This is a genomic window from Rhizobacter sp. P2_H2 (assembly GCF_056403375.1).
In genome coordinates this window covers 1-1,885 of the sequence record NZ_JBFUFP010001043.1, presented here as the reverse complement: position 1 = coordinate 1,885, position 1,885 = coordinate 1, and the positions used below count along the sequence as shown (strand labels likewise).

Annotated in this window: 1 pseudogene; it reads right to left on the bottom strand. The window is 73.4% G+C overall.

Annotated elements, in window-relative coordinates:
- A pseudogene (locus AC1D15_RS29805) lies at positions 1-1,858 on the bottom strand (hypothetical protein); the annotation flags it as partial.
- Positions 1,859-1,885 lie beyond the last annotated feature (27 nt).

Below are 1,885 nucleotides of genomic sequence, written 5' to 3'. Positions count from 1 at the left end.
ACTTGATGTAGGCCAGATCGCGGTCGAGCTGGTCGCGCTCCTGCGGCGGCAGCACGGCCGCCTTCTCGCCGCGCTGGTGGAACTCGATCGGCACCACGCTCTCCAGGAAGGCGATGCGGCGGTGGCCCGACAGGTTCGGCGTCGCGTCGATGCGCGCGCGCAGCGTCATCGTGCTCGCGCCGGTCGGCTCGCTCAGCAGCACCAGGAAGTCGATCGTCAGGTCGGTGGTGCCGCGGTAGCGCACCTTGGCCCCCTCTTCCACGCCCTTGCTGCTGCGCCGCGGCTCGGCGGTCTCCAGCACGTCCATCAGGTCCGAGAAGTTGTAGGCCCCGGTGTCGCCGAGCAGCTTGTCGGGCACGACGATGTTGGCCTGGTAGCTGCGGYCGGTCGCCTGCATCTCGGCCACCAGCCGCTGCAGGAAGAGTTTCAGGAAGCGCGCGAAGGCCTTCTGCTGCGGGCCTTGGGTGGGCGAATCCTCGAAGAACACCGTGAGGCCGTCGTAGACGTACTCCGACTCGCGCCACTGCGGCAGCAACAGGCCGTCGAGGCCGGCCTGCAAGGTGCCGTCGCGCGTGTCGGCCAGCACCACCGCATTGCGCGCCGCGTTGCGCGCCACGCCGTCGAGCTGGGCCTCCGGCAGCGCGAGCAGCGAGGCCCAGTCGCGCCGGTACAGCACCAGGTCGACGCGCGTGCCGTGCCGGCGCGTCTCGCGTGCGAAGCCGCCGGCCTGGCCGTCCCAGCCCGGCGGCAGCACCCAGTTCCCGCTGTCGGCCAGCACCACGCCCATGTAGCTCAGGCGCGTGAACAGGCTGAAGTCGACCGCCAGCGGCGCCTCGGTGGCCAGCCAGTACGGCACGAAGCCGATCACCTCGTTGTCGACGCGCTGCGGCGTGCAGCCGCAGCCGGCGCCGTTCAGCCGCAGCGGCTTCGCTTCGCCGAACGGATGCCGCTTCTCGGCCGCACGCACGATGTCGGCGCGCAGCGCATCGGGCAGCAGGTTGTCGTAGAACTCGCGCAGGCTCAGGCTGCCGACTGCGGTGGCGGCGGCTGGGGTGGCAACCGGCTTGCGCGCGGCCGGGGCGGATGCCGCAGACACCGGGGGCAGCGGCGGGCACTGCGTGTCGACGGCCAATTGCTGCTTCAGCGCCACCTCGGTCACGTGCACCCGGTAGTAGGCGCAGCGGCTCTGCTCCAGCGCGGTGACGAACAGCGCGCGCGTCGGGTACTCCACGTCGGTCAGCGGCAGCAGCACCGCCTGCAGCTGGTCGGGGCTCGGCACGACCGGCGGCACCGGCTCGGTGACGACAGCGGGCGGCAACCCGTCCGCCGGCACCAGGGCCGGCGCGGGCGCCGCGGCGGGCGCTGCCGCCTCCGGTGCCAGGCCCGCCTGGTCGGCCGGCGTCAGCTTGTAGCTGACCGGCAGGCCGGCCTGCGTGTCCGCGGTGGCCTCGGCTTCGGCGACGCCGAGCGACGTCAGCGCCGGCGGTGCCGTGGGCGCGGAGGCAGCCGATGCCGCCGCGGCCGGCCGCAGCACCGGCGTGTAGACGTTCAGCACATACGCCTGCTGCGCGGCGCGCGAGGGCGACGCGGCGTCCTGCACGCCGAGCACGAAGCGGAAGCTGCCGTTCTCGGCCGGCAATCCGCCGAGGCGGCCATCCTCGGTCAGCACCAGCCCCGGCGGCAGCTTGCCGTCGATCGTGTAGCGGTACGGCGGCGTGCCGCCCTTCACCACCTCGCGCGGACCGTACGGGGCACCGCGGCGCGCCGATGGCAGCGTGACGGTCTTGTAGACGAGGCGCATGTCGACGCCCGACGCGGCCGAGGCCGCCGGCCACGCGGCGATCGGGACCATCGCCATGTCGGGCGCGGACGCTGCGGAGGAAGC